The organism is Methanoregula sp. (assembly GCF_052325125.1).
In the GTDB taxonomy this organism is placed as follows: Archaea; Halobacteriota; Methanomicrobia; order Methanomicrobiales; family Methanospirillaceae; genus Methanoregula.
The window spans coordinates 1-16,246 of the sequence record NZ_JBKQWO010000022.1; the positions used below are offsets into that span (position 1 = coordinate 1).

Below are 16,246 nucleotides of genomic sequence, written 5' to 3' on the forward strand. Positions count from 1 at the left end.
ATCTAAGCTTGAAACCCGGCCTAAAAAGAGACTTCGTTACAGGACATGGGTAAAAGACCCGTTTGATAGGCTTCGGATGTACGCACGAAGGCAACGACGTGTTCAGTCCGGAAGTACTAACGTCCAAACACTAGTGCTCACCACGCTAAACCCAGACGAAATTCTGAGTGCAAACCTTATATCGTATCCTGACATACAGGATAAGGTATCATCCTACACGGTCGCCAAGGTGGCGGAGCGGCCACGCGGTTGACTGCAGATCAACTACACTCCGGTTCAAATCCGGACCTTGGCTTGGACCGGGTTCCAGCAATGGAATGCCGGTCTGACGAAGAACGGGCATCTACGTTCTTCGGCTGCAAACAAAAAACATTAGCAAAACATGTGGTGATAGCGGCCATAGCAGTTGGGAAACACCTGGTCTCATTCCGAACCCAGCAGTTAAGCCAACTCACGTAGTATGCTGTACTGAGGTACGCGAGTCCCCGGGAACCATACCAAGCTGCTATCACCTTTCCTTCTTACACGGTCTTCTTGTAATGCAACACCAAAGAGCGAATGCTCTCGATTCTCTTCTGTCATTATCGAAACAATGCGATACCGTCAGGTTCACGACCTGAATGATACATACTTAAAACCCTGTCCTGTCAGCAGCATCGCTGATAGGAACCGGTGAGTCTTTTCACCGGATAAAAAAAAATTATTGGACTTTAATCTCCTTTTTCCCTGTCCACAGGCCGTGGAGATTGCAGTACTCGAGGGCATGGATGACGCCGCTCTTTGGCAGCTTCACGCTTATGATTACTTCCGGCTGTGTTGTGACCGGATTCAGGGATACCTTGCCGAGGAAGACCGGATTGAAGGCACGGCCCTCCTCTTCGAACATCACCATGATCCACCGGATCGAGTGCTCGACCGTATTCGGGTGCGGTCCCACGGTTACCTTCAGGCTGAAGAGTTCATCAGGCTTTACCTGAGCCGGGGCCTCAATTTTCGGCGTGTGGCTCTCCCGCTTACCGAGCGCTTCCCCGGCTGCGGCATCATAGGTATAAATCAGGTTTCCAAATGAATGCTGTCCTGTCATGGATTCACCTGCCATTTTCTGGCTGGACATGAATGCGTCCGGTCTGCTACCCGGCACTGACTCATGTTCCGGTTTTTTGTGCCTCTTTTTAGCACGTGCTATCCTTAACTGAAGATATATATAAAATCTCAGAAAGTGGCAAGGATCCCCTGGTAAGAATACCCTGTCCGATTCGTTACGAATTTTTTTTTACTGATGTTCCCGTCAGTGCTGTTACAGTACCCGCCGGGAGTTATCGTCAGGTTCCTGCCGGCATGATACACGGGCAGACAGGTTATTTCAATTTCCCGGGATCTTACAGGGCTCAAAAAAGATTAGTGCATTTTTTTCGATGATGTTTCCGCTCCTGCAGACTTCTCCTGCGCCGGCAGCGTTCTGAGAAAATCCAGCAGCGCCCGGTTGAGCTCGCCGGCATGGGTCCAGTTCAGGCCGTGAGGCCCTCCTTCCACTACCACAAGCCTGCTTCCCGGGATAGCTTCGTGGGTGCGCTTTCCCGTGACCCCGAAAGGACAGATCCGGTCAGCATCCCCATGAACGACCAGCGTCGGCACGGCAATCTTCTTAAGATCGTTCCGGAAATCCGTAAGCCATGCCGAAACGCAATCCAGTGTACCTTTCGCTGAAGCCATGGCCGCGATATTCCAGCTAAGCCGGATGGCCTCCTCGCTGATGAGCTTGCTCCTGAAAATATCGACGTTGTAAAAATTGTTGAAAAACGCCGTGAGGAATGCTGGGCGGTCTGCGATAATCCCCTGCATGATCCCTTCAAAAACGCTGCCATCGACACCGTCCGGGTTGTCGGCGGTCTTTAACAGGAATGGCGGGACCGCGGAGACGAACACTGCACCGCTTACGCGCTGTGAACCGACCGTGCCCAGATAACGGGCAACTTCGCCGCCCCCCATGGAAAATCCGACCAGCACGGCATCGTTCAGGTTGAGCGTGGTCATCAGCGTGCCCAGGTCCTTTGCCAGCGTATCGTAGTCGTAGCCTTTTGCCGGTTTGCTGGAATGGCCGAATCCGCGCCGGTCGTACGTGATGACCCGGTATCCTGCTTCCAGCAGGGCGGGTACCTGTCTCTCCCATGAAGCCCCTGAGAGCGGCCAGCCATGGATCAGGACGACCGGCGTCCCCGAACCGTGATCCTCGTAATAGAGATCTATCTCTCCTGAGTTTTCCTTTCCGACGGTGATGAATGGCATCGTTTCTATCTCCTTTGGTTTATTAAATTGCCCCATGCACATTTCTCAATAAATAGGTATGCGCAATTTCCAGTTTGTGAAAGAACCCGCGGTAGCTCACGGAATCCTTGCGAAAAATACTGCCGGTGACCCGCCCCGCAAGGGCTTCCCGGCTGATGACCAAAGGGACAAGACCCCCGGGAATGCTTTACCGTATCCGATACATTCTTCTCGTTGAACCAGGTATACGGCATCATGGCAGAGCCGCTCATACTTGTCACGGGTTCAACGGACGGTATCGGAAGAGCTACCGCGGTCGGACTGGCGGCCGGGGGGGCCGAGGTGATCCTCCACGGCAGGAATGAAAAGAAAGGAAAAAAGGTGCAGCGGGAACTGGCACAAACGGCGGGGGGTGGTCGCCCCGACCTGATCATCGCCGATTATTCCCGGCCCGATCAGATCCGGCGCATGGCCACAGATCTCATCTCACGCTATTCGCGACTCGACGTTCTCATCAATGACGCGGGTACCTTCCAGAAAAACCGGCACGTGACTGAGGACGGAATCGAGATGACCTTTGCCGTGAACTACCTTGGCCCCTTTCTTCTCACCCACCTCCTGCTTCCCCTCCTCCGGAAGAGCTCCGCGGCCCGCATCGTCACCGTCGCATCGAGCGCACATGAGGACGTGGACGGGATCGACTGGGACAACCTGCCGGGAGAACCGGCATACGATGCCTGGGACGCCTACTCGCTCTCGAAGTTTGCCGATGTGGCGTTTACCTACTCCCTTGCCCGGAATCTCGTAGGGACGAGCGTTACTGCCAACTGCCTGCACCCCGGAGTTGTCGATACGAAGCTCTCCCGGTCCGCAGCTCCCGGCATCGCCACCATCACGCCGGAAGAGGGTGCGCAGACGTCGATCTGGCTCGCACGTTCTCCGGATGTGGCCGGTATATCGGGCAGGTATTTCGACAACCGGCGTCAGATCCGGTCTTCCGACCTTTCGTACGACCGCGGCGTGCAGGAGCGGCTCTGGAAGATGGCGGAGGCCCTGACCGGGATGGGCCGGAATGAGCTGTAATCCTGTCGGCATTCGCCTGCATTATCCCCGCGCGGTCATCTCCGTGTCCTCGCGTACGTGCGTATGCACCAAGAGGTACATTTCATCCCGGGCGCTGCCCAGTACTGCCATGTTACTGTTGTGCGGGGGGTGAAATAGCAGTCATCCGTTGTAGGTATGCATAGCGGATCATGCGGATTCTTCTAGGAGGGGGCTGCCAGTTTCCCCGCAACACCTCCGATGATAACGAGTGCAATGATCATCACGGGGAATTCAAATCCCGGTGAGGTCTGCGTTGGAGGCACAGAAGGAGTGGTGCTATTATCCATTGAAGTCACGTTTTTTTCAGACATACCCGGATTCGGCGTGGCCGTTATTGTTTCGGCAGGGGGCAGGTTTTCTGCTCTGACTAAAGATAATTCCGGAGCCTCGTCCCTGGTATCTTCAACAAGAAACAGGCCGTTGGAATACCCTAAGATCGTCTGGTCATTATGAGACTGAGGAAGTTGCCAGATACTCCCGGTCAGGATATCGAATATTTTTGCCTGACAGGGTTCCTCACCGGTGGCCTTGTCGGCCTCGTTGTACGCCGGACATTCTGAATATACCGCATAATCACCGGTGATAAAATCCAGATCCTGGTTCATTGTCGTTGCAGGGACTGTCTGGGCGGTTCCCGAGGATATCGTGTAAATATGAACTTGCGTGAGAGGCCGCGGCGTCGCGAGCGGGTCCCCAAAATCCGTCCACCCGACATAGTTGCCAGAAAGTGCTGCCTGGCCTTTGAGACCGGTGTCGGAAGAAACAACCGTATCCTTTCCGGTTACGAGATTGTGAAGGAAGAGGCTGTTATGTGTGCCGGCATCAGTGACATTCTCATCATACGCGCACCAGATTACATTGTCGCCGTTGATCACCAGTCCGTTTTTTCCGGTGGGCGATTCACTGATAAGGGTCACCACGTCTGTTGTCGTGTTCAGAAATGCGATGTCTGCAGGCCTGTAAGTTCCTTCAGGATATCCTTGGAACCAGACAACCTGGTCCCCATACATTGACGGCTCCCATCGTTGTATGCCAGAAAATCCATTCCAGGAATAAGTCTTTTGCGAACCGGTTGTGTTCGCGTCCGGAATATTTTGGGATTCAACCGGGGCTATGGTATACTCATGCAGTATGCCGGAGTCGTCTGACCATACAATAGTACCATCAGACATCGTGTACCCGTCCGGCATTATCATTCCACCGGATGACGTTGCTATGAGTTGGGTGGAATTATCCTTAAGTGAATAGAGATAAAGCCCGCCGCCAGGGCCAATGTTATCCCAGAGAATATAGTCACCGGAAAAATAGTCACCGGAAAAAACAAAGTTCGTTGATAGTTCAGTAATATTATCCGATATAACCGGCTGGATGAGAGTGGTGTTCAGGTAAGCCACACCGGTAGCGGACGATACAGAGATCAGGAAGACCAGTGATAGCAGCCCAGCAGACATGATCCTCATTGGACTTTCCCTCGTACAATTCGTGATTTTGCCTCCCCGTTCATGAATGTTTAATAAAAACAAACGAGGATGATGATGGCCACTGGGTACTACCGGACGGGTAAGGGAATGCATCATAATCCGGGAACCTGTGTTACATTCATTGCCTCTGGAGAGGGGTTTTCTATCGTTGTGTTTGAAGGTCCCGGTCCCGACCCCCATTGGTATTGCTTTTTGTAGAGTATTTCTTTAAGATCAGGCGGCATATCAACGAGATATTGGGGGCAGATCTGTTCGTCATACTCTCCAATCGAGATATTCTTGCCCCATAATTCATTGATCTTTTCTACCTGGGCCGGCGTAGCATTACAGCCAATGACCCTGCCCTTGATATCCCCTGCGGCGCTTACTCCCGGGGAGAGGATAAGCGGGACTGCTGCCAGAATAACCAGAACACAGATTGCAGCAATGATATAAATCCTGGAATCCACCTTCGAGGGGGAAGCTGCCGGGTGGTTCGGGCACCAGCCCAGCCATTCATGAATAGTATCCGATACGCGTGTCGATATCATACCATCGCCTTCACTTTTGTAAAAAGTTCCTCCGCCATCTTCGTCGGGTCGGCAGTCTTTGCGATCCTGATGCCAAGCTCGGTCGCATAGTCCCAGAGCAGTTCGATACACTCGGTGTACCTCTGGCACGTGCCGCAGTCGCCATCGTGCTCGTACCAGACCTGTACGCCATGCTTCTCCGATACAAAGATGATCGCAGCGGTCTGGAAGGGGATCGACCGCCCGATAAGGACCCCGCGCCCGGCATTGATCTTTTCGATTGCGATCTGGTTTGACTGCGCCATCTCGCGCAGTGTGGCCTCGATCTTCCCGTCCATCAGAAGGAGCGCCCGCGATACCGCCTGGCGGGAGATGCCGAACCGGTTGGCAATCTCGATGTTGGGCATCCCGCTCCTGTGCATCGCCCAGAACCCGAACTGCTTGTCGTTCGTTGTCAGGAACACGAGTCAACATTGTAATGTTGACAATATATATTTTTTGGAATTCCTCATATTGCAGCTTACAGAGGGGAAGTGACCTGTCCTGCCCCGCCCCCTTCTGGGTTTCGTTCCCCCTCACCGGAAGGGATTGGCCGCGTTTTTCACCGGCGCATTCTCCTCGCTCTGCTTTGCCGGGCAGAAATTGCAGATGGAGAAAAACACCTCTTTTTCCCGGTCCCGGATCAGGCAGTAGAACGTCCCGTTCCGGTCCTCGACCGCAAAGCCTCCCGGGAATGGCATGCCGACCGGATGGCCCGGGGAATCGAGAACAAACATCGTAAATGCGGCCATAAGGTAATAGAAGAGCCGGTGCTGCGGGGCGTAATGGAACGGCGTCCTCTCTGCATGTTCGTCCCAGGTAAAACAGCCCTCCGGGATCATCGCGCAGAATTTTTCGAACGTTTCCCGATCCCGGATTGGCTCGCCCACCTGCCGGAATGCGCCCGACCGGTACATCAGGAGGAGCCGGTGGTGAGCCCCGAAGAGCTGTTCGCAAAAGAACGGGCGGACCCGGCTGCGGTAGGGTTCGGGCAGACCGGCCACCTCCATGAAGAGACGACCACCGATCACCTGGAGATCGGCAAGGGTGTACCGGCCGGCCTCTTCAGCCAGCATTCTGAGAAGATCGCCCTTTGTTGTTGCTGTTGCAAGCCGGCGTGCTACAGCAGCAATCTCCTCTTTTGCCAGGGGTGTTGTGATATCACTGGCAGTCATTACGTTCATCGTCCGCATGGGAGTAATTGTGGTACCGTGGGAGCCGGCACCATATTATTATGCTGAATCCGGCACAGGACAGTCTCGCGCCATCAAAAATCTCATGTCTTATTCCCCCACTACCACTAGTTTAACGATGAGCGGCGGTACATCTTTCATTGGTATGCCAATTCCCGGAAGATCTCCTGCATCCGCAGGAGCAGCGGCCGTCCTGATCCTCATATCAGTAGCACTCCTTATCGGTTCACCTGCGGCCGCGACGCTGGTATTAACAAACGAATCTTTCTCACCAGCCCCCCCGCTCGTCGCGGGCAGCGGGCAACACGCGGTGAATACGATCACCATTATCCCTTCGGGTGCTACCACGTTCGCCCGGTCCCATACGCTCCAGATGCAGACCGATCTCGTGAATGCCTGGTGGAACATTCGGGTTATCGTCAACGGTATCCCTGCGGCACAGCAGTCGGCATCCGGCACTGCCGCGTTTGTCAACGGTTATCTCCTGTCGTACCCGACGACAAGTGATCTCTCGTTTACTGTGGCCATCAACGGGACAGTGCCTGCCAGTGCCGGGACAACCATGACCGTCCTTCAGGTAACCGAGCTCGATAATGGCGGGGCCCCGGTCCCCGGAAGCAGCATTACGGTCAGTGCGCCGCTCCTATCCCCGTCTCCGGCGAACGAAACCAGTCCGACGGTTCCGTCCACCGCGTCACCGGTGGCGCCAACAACACCGGCGCGATCCGACGGTTTTCTTTTTGCCGGCAGTTTTTTTGCATTTGTGGCTGCGGCCGCGGTATACGGATATGCCCGGTCACGGCACTAATCCCGCCGGATAATCCATTTTCATTGAGTGTTCCGGTCCTTTTCCGCCCGGTGCCAGGTACTGACCGCCGCTGCACCGGCGCCGCCGAGCGCAAGGCAGATTCCCATCACCACCAGCCCGGCATTCGTGCTACCGGTTGCCTGTGTCAGATATCCCATAAGAGTCGGCCCGATAAAACCGCCGGCATTGCCGACAGAGTTGATAACAGCGATCCCGGCTGCGGCGGAGAGCTCTGCGAGGAAGAGGGAGGGTAGCGTCCAGAACGGCCCGAATGCACAGAATATGCCAACGGTGGCAATGATGATCAAAAGGAATGCCGCAAGCGGGGAGGTGACCATCCCTGACCCTGCAAGGGCAATTCCCCCGACGAGCGGCGGAAAGGCGGTATGCCAGCGCCGCTCCCCTGTCCGGTCCGAGTGCCGCGACCAGAGGATCATCGCCACGCCTGCACATGCATAGGGGATCACCATGACCAGGCCAATCGAGGTGTTGGACAGGCTTGTGTCCATCGACCGGATGATCTGGGGCATCCAGAACCCAAGCCCGTACAGGGCGATCACGAGCATGCAGTAGATGAAGGCGAGATGCCAGACCCGCCGGTCAGTGATGACCGATGCGAGGCCGGTATGGTTTCCCTGTTTCTGCCGCCTGTTGTTCTCTTTTTTGATCTCACCGGACAGCCAGTCCCGTTCCTCCGGTTTGAGCCAGCCGGCGTCCTCAGGCCGGTCGGACAGGTACCAGTATGTGACGATACCGAGGATGACCGCGGGCAACCCTTCCAGGATAAAGAGCCAGCGCCAGCCGGCCATACCCCACCAATGGACGGAATCGAGAATCCACGTCGAGATGGGGGCGCCGGTGATCGTGGAGATGGCAAGCGCGGTCATCAGGAGAGCCACTGCCTTTGCCAGTTCCCGCCCGCGGAACCAGTACGTGAGGTACAGGAGGATGCCCGGGAAGAACCCGGCTTCTGCAACCCCGAGGACAAAACGGAGCACGGCAAGCTGCAGTGCATCGGTGGCAAACGCCGTTACAATCACCACGATCCCCCAGCTGATGAGGATGCGGGCGATCCAGATCCGGGCGCCTGTCTTCTGGAGGATCAGGTTGCTCGGCAGTTCGAAAAGCAGGTAACCGATGAAAAATATCCCGGACAGGAAGCCGAAGACCTCGCTTGAAATCCCCAGCGCACTGTTCATCTCCAGTGCTGCAAAGCCGAAGTTCACCCGATCCAGGTAGGCGATCACGTAAAGAAGAATAAGAAACGGCAGCAGCCGGACGCTTACTTTCCGGAGGGTCAGTGCCCCGATTTCCTGGTTTCCACGGGTATTCACGTACAACCGGTAGATTCTTTCCCCCATTATGCCTGTTGAAATGCGCCCCGGGTCCGATCTGATCCCTATCCGGGTAACCGCGATTCAGGTACGGGCGGTTTGTCCCGGGGATCAGCTATACAAATCCCCGCACCCCACCCTTTTGTATGAACGATACCGATGCTGCCTGGGAGGCACTCCCGGGCACTGCATTCCCTGAAAAACTGGCATCGATCGGGATCGAGCGCGGCAGGATCATCGATATCCGCGATCTGGACGCGATCGGCCGTGATTACGGGATCGGCATCTACCTCTTTTTTGAAAAAGACCTTGCTGTTACCCGCACGCTCGCCGAGATTCAGGAAGAGTTCCGGGATGTACCCGAGTACGAGCGCCCGTATGTCACGATCGCAGGTTTTCTCCGGTTTACAAAAGAGAACGACCCATCGTTTGCCCGGACTCTTGAGGCATTCCCCCTCATGATAGAGATAGCGGCAGTCGGCGAAATGCGCGATCCCGCGACCGGCAAAACCACACCATTTATCACGGGGCTGATGCCGTTTCTGGACGAGTTCGACGTGGATGTTGATCCGGTTGAACGGTCAAAGGAGCAGAACCGGTAAAACACGCACCAGTAGCGGTAGCACTTTATCCTCCCGTTTACGTATATGCAGGATTTTTCCTGCGATAAAAAATTCCCGCCATTTTGTGTGGCCATTTGTTATCGGGCCTGCTCTCTCCGGGCTCCTGACTGCCATCGGTATCGATCCCGAACGTGTCCTCATCGCTACCCCTGCTCTGCCGCCATGATAATTTCTTCGGACGCTGCGACCCGCCCATTCCCATTCGACCCGTTTTCGCAAAGAAAACAAGACGATCGCCAGCGCATCTCAACACTTTAAATTCCAATACGACAAAAATAACCGGATATGAGTCTGTTTCCCAAGAAAAATCTTATCTGCTATTTTGATACGATAGCACCAAGCAAATATCTGTTAAAATTCAGGAAACTGGCTGTTTTTGAGCCGTTTATGGGATACGATATCGCGAACCGGGGACGACTCTCACACTATGGCTGCGCGGAGCGCAAGCAGTTCGCATCGGAACTCAGGAAGATCCGTTCCGATACCGACCTCCTCCTGGAAGATATCGAAGCCTACCAGATCTACATGGCCGCAAAGATCACCGAGAAGGTTCCCGGCGACATTGCGGAAGTCGGCGTCTACAAAGGCGGTTCAGCCAAGATCATCTGTTCGGCCAAGGGCGACCGGGTTCTTCACCTCTTCGATACGTTTGCCGGCCTGCCCAGAGTGGACGAGGTAGATGCGGTCTGGCCCTTTTACGAGGGAAAGTTTGCTGCTTCCTATGACCATGTCAGGACCTATCTTTCCCATGAGAAAAACGTTTTCATGTACAAGGGTATCTTCCCCGACACATCGGACCCGGTGAAAGACAAATGGTTCTCTTTTGTCAATCTCGATGTTGATACCTACGAGAGCACGAAGAAGTGCCTCGAATTTTTCTACCCCCGGATGAGTGCGGGAGGTGTCATCGTATCCCATGACTATCTTACGGCGCCAGGGGTACGAAAAGCAGTGGATGAGTACTTCGCCGACAAGCCCGAGCCCGTGGTCGAGACTGCGGCCTCGCAGTGCATCGTCGTGAAGGTATAACTCCAGATCCGTTTACTTTTTTGGCCAACCGGGAGCGATCCGTTCCACCGGCTAATTAGTGTCCCGCGAAACAAACTAAAATAAAAAAAAATTATTCCTTGAATATCAGGATCCCGAAGATGATGAGCATCAGGCCGGCGAGGAGGACTACAATGCCAATCAGGCCCTCGATTGCTTCAATCACTTTGGGCAGGAACGCCCAGATTGCATAACCGCCAAGCACCACCAGTACAATTCCCACAATCAATGCCGCAATTCCTGTCTTGTCCATAATTTAGAATCTCCGGATATAATCTCTCTTAATCACATCATATAAATGGTGGTGCCCGGGGAGATTTCAGGGCAAAACAGGTCATGCATTCTTTTGCAGGAACTACAAAAGAAGTTCAGCTCCGCACCAGCCTGAGGATCTCGACGGCGATATCCTGAACTTCTTTCGTGTGGAAGGCAAACGACCGTTTTATGGGGAACGTTCCGCTGACCCGTCCGGCAATTCTGGCCCTTCCCGCGATGTATGCCTCAACAAACGGCGACGAGCCGGCATTGAAGATACCATAGGTGACCGGTGCGATTGCAAGGGCGCAGTCGATGAACGGCCGGTCGGCATGCACATTCTGCTTCTGGGCGCCAAAGGGCGGGTTCATGATGACGGTATCGCAGGGGCCAATCTGTTCGGCGAGGACGGAGGTTTTCCCGGAAATATCGGCCACGATACAATCCACGTTAACACCGAGCAGGATGGCGTTCTCCCCGGTAATATGGATGGCCGCCGGGTCAAGATCGACAGCCCGTACCGTCAGGGCCCCGAGCAGGGCTGCTCCGATGGCAAGAATCCCGGTCCCACACCCGAGATCCGTGACCACGTTTCCTTCAATATCACCATTCATGTACGCATCATAGAGAAGCCGGGCTGCAAGGGAAGGCGGTGTCTGGTACTGCTCCCACGCGGCACGTGGTTTTTCAAACCCGGCACAGCGCTGCAGTGCCATCTCCAGCTGCCTGAGTTTCATGAGATCTCGTCAATCGTGTAATCGTCCCAGGTCCGGACGCCACAAAGGATCTCGAACTCCTGCGGGGAGAGGACGGGTTTTCCAAACCTCACCTGGTCATCGTAGGCAAGACGGGGACACGCCGTGTTCACGTAGCAGTCGAACCCGAGGTTAAGCAGTTCGTCCGGGCTCACCTCGCGCATGGTGATAATGACTGCCCCGGGCGAAAGTGCGGCGAGCCGCTCTGCAAGTGCCCGACGCTGCTGGCCGCTTTTCGTGCTTACGATAATACCGATGTGCTGCGCCCCCCGGGCTTTTTCCATCACCGCAAAGCGCCGGCGCAGGAGCGCATCGGCGCTGGCGCTGACTTCCTGTGCAGTGCCTGAAAGTGGATCGAGCGCGATCACCCGGGCCTTTGTGGCAAGGGCGATGCCGATCGGGTGGAAAACACCGGTCCCGACAAACAGGATCTCGTCAGTTCCGTTCGATTTTGCGGCGGCAAAACTGCACCCGAGTACCTGCCCCCGGAGCGGAGCGCGCCCGGTGCCATCTGCAACCCTGACAATATAGCCGTGAGACGCAAGAAGCGATTCCATCGCCGGAATGAGCGGGGCATGCTGGACTGTGGTGACAAGGCCGATCGTCTTTTGTTTAAGGAGGGGCAGGGCCTTTTCAAGGACAGCCGGGTCGAAATCCACCGTCCACGGCTCGAAGATGACGTGTTCCCTGTCATCGACAGGTGCGTGCCCGAAATGCACGAGCACATCGGCGTCACCGCAGGTCACGATATCGAGCGCGAGATCGCAGGCACCGAAACAGGGATCGCCGCTGATGATTACCTCGAACCCTTCGGCTATCAGGCCGGTAGAGATGGTCGCAGCCTGCCGCTTGAGCCCTTCAGGGAACTGGAGGGCGATCCGGTGTGCACCGCGCTTACGGAGTTTACCGGCAAGGTCAGATATGTCGCTCAACCACATGCACCCGGTCGGTGACATCGATCTTCACGAGCGACTTGTACGGCCGCCCGATATCGGGATCGCCCCGCTGGATCACGATGCAGACGTCTTTAATCTCCGCACCTGCAATCTCCAGCGCGGCAAGGAGCGCCCGCATGGTGCCTCCCGTGCTCACCACATCATCGATGATCACGACCCGGTCGCCATTATACACTCCGTTGAGGTACAGTTCCCCTTTCGAGTAGCCGGTCTTCTGGTGGACCGCTACCTCTCCGGGAAGATTGTACACCCGCTTGCGCATGATCGTCATGGGGATGTCGGTCATCACCGAGAGCACCGAACCGATGTGGATGCCCATCGCTTCGACGACCACGATCTTGTCGACACCGTTTAAGTCGAGCACCTTTATCATCGCGCTGCACACGTCGCGGAGCAGTGCGGGTTCAACAAGCGGGACCCCGTCGGTGATGGGGTGGATAAAGTAGTTGTACTCGCCCCGTTTCACCATCGGGCAGGTTTCAAGGGATTCTACCAGTCTGTCAAGCATGCATATCACCAAAATCGTTTAGAAATGCCTCGATACGGTCGCGGTGCACGTGCGGCATGCAGACTATCCGCAGGTGGCCATTCCTGGTCCAGGAGACCTTCCAGGGATCAGGGGCCCGATCGCAGACGAACGTCGTCACGTTCACGTCCGGCGTGGCGGCCGGCTCGATGCCGAGCGTTCCCATGCCAGCGATGAGCCGCTTTGTGTTCTTCATGCAGCCGGCAACGACTGCCTTCATTCCCACAACGCCGAGATAGTCGAGTACGGCAAGAGCTCCCGCCACCGGTGCCCCCGGACGGGTGCCTGCGAGTGTGTACTCTTTTTTCACCGTGAGGTACGGAGTGTCGATGTTGAGCGCGTCAAGCATGTCCGGTTCCCGGGTGAGCAGGCAGCCAGCCGGGATGGTGCTCATGCCCATCTTGTGCGGGTCGACGGCAATAGAGGTCACGCCGGGCAGGGCAAAATCAAAGGGGATGGGTTTATCCAGGAACGGGATCACCATACCGCCAAATGCTGCGTCAACGTGCAGGAAGATGTCGTGCTGGCACGCGATCTTCGCAAGCTCTGTGATGGGGTCGACCATCCCGTACTCGGTGGTGCCGGCGACACCGACCATGCAGATAGTATTTTTGTCCACCAGTCCCGCTGCTGCATCTGCTGACATTCGGCGGTCAGGGCCGGGCGGTACGGTGCGCATTTCAAGGCAGAGAATGTCGCAGGCCTTCTTGAACGAGAAATGGGCGGATTCCGGGACGACCACATTCGGATGGGTTGAATGCCGGAGAGATTTTGCGAGCCGGAGCGCCTGGATGTTGGACTCGGTGCCACCTGAGGTTGCATATCCGCCGGCCTCTTTATGGTGGAAAAGCGTGCCGAAGCGTTCTATGAGCAGCCGCTCCAGCGACGCCGTACCGGGAAAAAGTCCGGGGTCGCCGAGGTTGGTTTCCATGAACATGCAGTGTGCCATAACGGCGACAGGGTGCGGGAGCGTGCACATGGAGCTTAAGATATACCGGTGATCGATATTCTCCCTCTTCCTGGAGGATAAAAAAGAGAAGAGGTCGGCTTCTGTGAGTCCTCTACTCAGCATCGCGGTTTCTCGCAGCTTCAAGGATGATGCGTTTCTCGGTCTTCGCGACCGCTTCGCGGATCTTTGCAATGGCATCGATGTTTGCAGAGATGCTGGTGATCCCGTGTTCCACAAGCCAGATCGCCATCTTCGGGTCTGAACCTGCCTGTCCGCAGATTGAGCATTCCACGCCATAGGCCCGGCATTGCTGTATTGAGTTGTGGATCAGGGAAAGGACCGCCGGGTGCTGGGGCTGGTACATATCGGCCACATTCTCGTTGTTCCGGTCAATAGCGATCGTATACTGGATGAGGTCATTTGTCCCAAAAGAGGCGAATTTGATGCCGGCCCTGAGGAAGTCCTCGATCATGATCGCGCTTGCGGGGATCTCGATCATGATCCCGAGCGTCACGTTCTCCACATCGACACCCCAGCCCCGCATCATCTCCTTTGCTTTTATGAACTGGTCGGGATGGGACACCATCGGGAACATAACGCCGAGGTGTTCGTACCCTGCCTTCCAGAGGCGCTTGAACGCTTCGACCTGGAGCCGGAACTGGTCGGGGCTCTGGAGGTCGCGCCGGATGCCGCGCCAGCCGAGCATCGGGTTGTGTTCGAGGGGCTCGCTCTCGCCGCCCTGCATGTTCCGGAATTCGTCGGTCGGGGCATCGAGCGTACGCACCCAGACGGTCTTCCCCGGGAATGCATCAAGCACGATTTTTATGCCATCGTAGAGCTCTTTTACGAACTCCTCCTCTTTGTGGTTTGCGATGAACCAGCCGGGTGTCTTGTTGAGGCCGAGGATCAGGTGCTCGATCCGGAGGAGGCCGACACCATCAGCGCCGGTTGCCGCAGCCCGGGCTGCAGCCTCGGGAATCGAGACATTCACTTTCACGCTTGTCGCCGTGATGATCGGTGCGCCGCCTCCAGGTGCCGCCGGTACGGCTGCGCCTGCCTTTGCCTGTGCCATGCCGCCAACTGCACCTTCGTAGACAAGTCCCATCTCGCCGTCCACGGTGACGAGCTGCCCGTTTTTAAGCTGCTGGGTCCCCGTCTTTGTCCCGACCACCGCAGGGGTGCCCAGTTCCCTGCTCACGATGGCCGCGTGGCACGTCATACCTCCTTCATCCGTTACGATGGCGGCAACTTTTCTCATCGCCGGCACCATGTCGGGATTGGTCATGCGGGTGACGAGGATATCGCCCTCTTTTACTGCACCCGTGTCCTTTGCATCCCGGATGATGACCACTTTACCGGTCGCGATACCCGGCGCCGCTCCCTGGCCTTTTAAGAGAATTTTTGCATCCTTGTTCTGTCCAGACATGCCCTTTGCCTCTTTCTTCCCGATGGTTGTAATCGGCCGGGACTGGAGGATATAGATCGTCCCGGTAACAATGCCCCATTCAACGTCCTGCGGAATCCCGTAATGGTTCTCGGCGATCTTGCCGTACATCGCCAGCTTTGCGACCTCCGCGTCGGAAAGTACCTGCGCATCCTGCCGTGCCGCATCAACGGCAACCATTTTCGTACCGTGGGACCCGTCAGGAATGATCTCGACCTTCTTGTTTGCGATTGTCTTTTCTCCGATTGACTCCGTCCGCTGGTCGAAGATGTAGTGGTCCGGAGAGACCGAGCCGGATACGACCGCCTCGCCCAGACCCCACGAGCCCTCGATAATGGTGAGCGGCTCGCCGCTGATCGGGTGGGAGGTGAACATAACACCTGCCTTTTCCGAATGCACCAGCTGCTGGACGACGACCGCGATATTGACCGTGCTTTCCTCAAATCCCTGCTTTGCCCGGTAATAGATCGCCCGTGCGCCGTAAAGCGAGGCCCAGCAGTTCTGGACTGCCGAAAGGAGCGCCGCCTCGCCCCTGATATTGAGATAAGTCTCCTGCTGGCCCGCAAAACTTGCATCGGGAAGGTCTTCAGCAGTGGCACTCGATCGCACGGCCACGATCAGGTCTTTTGTCGCCATCTTTTTGTACGAAGCTTTGACGTCATCCTTTATCGCTGACGGCATCTTTGCCTTTATCACCAGTGCCTTGATGGTCTCGGCAGCCTTTTCGAGAGCTGCATTATTCTCCACGTCAATATTTTCAGAGACCTTGAAGATCTTCTGGTCAAGGCCGGTCTCGACAAGAAATCTCCGGAACGCCTGGGCGGTGACCACAAATGCCGGGGGCACCGGAAGGCCGATCGAAGCCATCTCACCAAGGGACGCTCCCTTGCCGCCGACCGACGAGATATCCTCCTTCCTGATCTCTTCGAGCCATAGTATATTGGGCACATCTTTCATG

Annotated in this window: 17 protein-coding genes, 1 tRNA gene and 2 rRNA genes; 7 read left to right on the forward strand and 13 right to left on the reverse strand. The window is 55.9% G+C overall.

Translation table 11 applies throughout. The features are described 5' to 3' along the window. The 3 genes from ACLQMU_RS05330 to rrf form a co-directional block, all read left to right on the forward strand. A 23S ribosomal RNA gene (locus ACLQMU_RS05330) occupies window positions 1-139 on the forward strand; the annotation flags it as partial. Between the two features lie 84 nt (window positions 140-223). Beyond that, window positions 224-295: transfer RNA gene (locus ACLQMU_RS05335), tRNA-Cys, on the forward strand. A gap of 94 nt (window positions 296-389) precedes the next feature. Beyond that, a 5S ribosomal RNA gene (rrf, locus tag ACLQMU_RS05340) occupies window positions 390-511 on the forward strand. Window positions 512-700: 189 nt separating this feature from the next. Here the strand turns inward: rrf and ACLQMU_RS05345 are convergent. Both ACLQMU_RS05345 and ACLQMU_RS05350 read right to left on the reverse strand, forming a co-directional pair. After that, complete coding sequence (locus ACLQMU_RS05345; protein ID WP_422150511.1) at window positions 701-1,084, reverse strand: class II SORL domain-containing protein; 384 nt, start codon at window positions 1,082-1,084, stop codon at window positions 701-703. A gap of 314 nt (window positions 1,085-1,398) precedes the next feature. Continuing rightward, window positions 1,399-2,286, reverse strand: coding sequence for an alpha/beta fold hydrolase (locus ACLQMU_RS05350; RefSeq protein ID WP_424040261.1), 888 nt, complete (start codon window positions 2,284-2,286; stop codon window positions 1,399-1,401). A 234-nt stretch (window positions 2,287-2,520) separates the two neighbouring features. On the opposite strand from ACLQMU_RS05350, the gene ACLQMU_RS05355 reads away from it, so the two are divergent. Then, window positions 2,521-3,348 (forward strand): SDR family oxidoreductase, encoded by an 828-nt coding sequence (locus tag ACLQMU_RS05355; RefSeq protein ID WP_424040259.1) that lies wholly within the window; start codon window positions 2,521-2,523, stop codon window positions 3,346-3,348. A gap of 182 nt (window positions 3,349-3,530) precedes the next feature. Here the strand turns inward: ACLQMU_RS05355 and ACLQMU_RS05360 are convergent, their stop codons facing one another. The 4 genes from ACLQMU_RS05360 to ACLQMU_RS05375 form a co-directional block, all read right to left on the reverse strand. After that, window positions 3,531-4,820: a hypothetical protein gene (locus tag ACLQMU_RS05360; protein WP_443673598.1), complete on the reverse strand. Its 1,290-nt coding sequence runs from the start codon at window positions 4,818-4,820 to the stop codon at window positions 3,531-3,533. Between the two features lie 122 nt (window positions 4,821-4,942). Beyond that, entirely contained in the window at window positions 4,943-5,380 is a 438-nt protein-coding gene (locus tag ACLQMU_RS05365; protein ID WP_422148433.1) for a hypothetical protein, read from the reverse strand. Then, on the reverse strand, window positions 5,377-5,823 hold the full coding sequence (locus ACLQMU_RS05370) for a hypothetical protein (protein ID WP_422148434.1): 447 nt from the start codon (window positions 5,821-5,823) through the stop codon (window positions 5,377-5,379). The genes ACLQMU_RS05365 and ACLQMU_RS05370 overlap by 4 nt, the downstream gene beginning before the upstream one ends. Window positions 5,824-5,934: 111 nt before the next feature. After that, window positions 5,935-6,573 (reverse strand): DUF2115 domain-containing protein, encoded by a 639-nt coding sequence (locus ACLQMU_RS05375; protein WP_422148435.1) that lies wholly within the window; start codon window positions 6,571-6,573, stop codon window positions 5,935-5,937. A 163-nt stretch (window positions 6,574-6,736) separates the two neighbouring features. On the opposite strand from ACLQMU_RS05375, the gene ACLQMU_RS05380 reads away from it, so the two are divergent. After that, window positions 6,737-7,399, forward strand: a complete 663-nt coding sequence (locus tag ACLQMU_RS05380) for a hypothetical protein (RefSeq protein ID WP_422148436.1) — start codon at window positions 6,737-6,739, stop codon at window positions 7,397-7,399. 20 nt (window positions 7,400-7,419) lie between these two features. On the opposite strand, the gene ACLQMU_RS05385 is transcribed toward ACLQMU_RS05380, so the two are convergent. Further along, a complete protein-coding gene (locus ACLQMU_RS05385; RefSeq protein ID WP_422148437.1) occupies window positions 7,420-8,733 on the reverse strand; it encodes an MFS transporter in 1,314 nt (437 codons plus the stop codon). A gap of 146 nt (window positions 8,734-8,879) precedes the next feature. Here ACLQMU_RS05385 and ACLQMU_RS05390 point away from each other — a divergent pair, with 146 nt between their 5' ends. Both ACLQMU_RS05390 and ACLQMU_RS05395 read left to right on the forward strand, forming a co-directional pair. Further along, entirely contained in the window at window positions 8,880-9,335 is a 456-nt protein-coding gene (locus tag ACLQMU_RS05390; protein ID WP_422148438.1) for a hypothetical protein, read from the forward strand. Between the two features lie 306 nt (window positions 9,336-9,641). After that, window positions 9,642-10,385 carry a TylF/MycF/NovP-related O-methyltransferase gene (locus ACLQMU_RS05395; RefSeq protein WP_422148439.1) on the forward strand — a complete coding sequence of 248 codons (744 nt, stop codon included), beginning with the start codon at window positions 9,642-9,644 and terminating at the stop codon, window positions 10,383-10,385. A 91-nt stretch (window positions 10,386-10,476) separates the two neighbouring features. Here ACLQMU_RS05395 and ACLQMU_RS05400 read toward each other — a convergent pair whose 3' ends face one another. From ACLQMU_RS05400 to ppsA, 6 genes are all read right to left on the reverse strand, one after another. After that, on the reverse strand, window positions 10,477-10,656 hold the full coding sequence (locus ACLQMU_RS05400; protein ID WP_422148440.1) for a hypothetical protein: 180 nt from the start codon (window positions 10,654-10,656) through the stop codon (window positions 10,477-10,479). Between the two features lie 115 nt (window positions 10,657-10,771). Then, window positions 10,772-11,395: an METTL5 family protein gene (locus ACLQMU_RS05405; protein ID WP_422148441.1), complete on the reverse strand. Its 624-nt coding sequence runs from the start codon at window positions 11,393-11,395 to the stop codon at window positions 10,772-10,774. Then, complete coding sequence (dph2, locus tag ACLQMU_RS05410) at window positions 11,392-12,351, reverse strand: diphthamide biosynthesis enzyme Dph2 (RefSeq protein ID WP_422148442.1); 960 nt, start codon at window positions 12,349-12,351, stop codon at window positions 11,392-11,394. Before dph2 ends, ACLQMU_RS05405 begins: the two co-directional genes overlap by 4 nt. Continuing rightward, complete coding sequence (gene hpt / locus ACLQMU_RS05415) at window positions 12,329-12,877, reverse strand: hypoxanthine/guanine phosphoribosyltransferase (protein ID WP_422148443.1); 549 nt, start codon at window positions 12,875-12,877, stop codon at window positions 12,329-12,331. The genes dph2 and hpt overlap by 23 nt, the downstream gene beginning before the upstream one ends. Continuing rightward, a complete protein-coding gene (gene mfnA, locus ACLQMU_RS05420) occupies window positions 12,870-13,967 on the reverse strand; it encodes a tyrosine decarboxylase MfnA (RefSeq protein ID WP_422148444.1) in 1,098 nt (365 codons plus the stop codon). The genes hpt and mfnA overlap by 8 nt, the downstream gene beginning before the upstream one ends. Continuing rightward, window positions 13,957-16,245 carry a phosphoenolpyruvate synthase gene (gene ppsA, locus ACLQMU_RS05425; protein WP_422148494.1) on the reverse strand — a complete coding sequence of 763 codons (2,289 nt, stop codon included), beginning with the start codon at window positions 16,243-16,245 and terminating at the stop codon, window positions 13,957-13,959. The genes mfnA and ppsA overlap by 11 nt, the downstream gene beginning before the upstream one ends. Window position 16,246: the final 1 nt, after the last annotated feature.